The organism is Citrobacter sp. TBCS-14 (assembly GCF_005280805.1).
In the GTDB taxonomy this organism is placed as follows: Bacteria; Pseudomonadota; Gammaproteobacteria; order Enterobacterales; family Enterobacteriaceae; genus Citrobacter; species Citrobacter gillenii.
Genome location: NZ_SZWM01001270.1, coordinates 1 through 316, shown reverse-complemented (window position 1 = coordinate 316; position 316 = coordinate 1). Strand labels below are relative to the sequence as shown.

Annotated in this window: 1 pseudogene; it reads left to right on the top strand. The window is 57.0% G+C overall.

From position 1 onward, the window contains the following. Window positions 1-316: pseudogene (locus tag FDX22_RS27320) on the top strand (TIM-barrel domain-containing protein); the annotation flags it as partial.

Here is a 316-nt window from a genome sequence, read left to right as displayed (position 1 = left end):
GCACTGGTGCGTAACGGGCAAACGGTAGAAACCTGGAACCGCGACGGCGGCACCAGCACCGAGCAATCTTACAAGAACATCCCGTTCTATATCACCAACCGCGGTTACGGCGTGCTGGTGAACCATCCGCAGTGCGTGTCGTTTGAAATCGGCTCTGAGAAAGTGTCGAAAGTGCAGTTCAGCGTGGAAAGCGAGTATCTGGAATACTTCGTTATTGACGGCCCAACGCCGAAGGACGTGTTGAACCGTTATACCCAATTCACTGGCCGTCCCGCGCTGCCGCCTGCCTGGTCGTTCGGCCTGTGGCTGACCACGT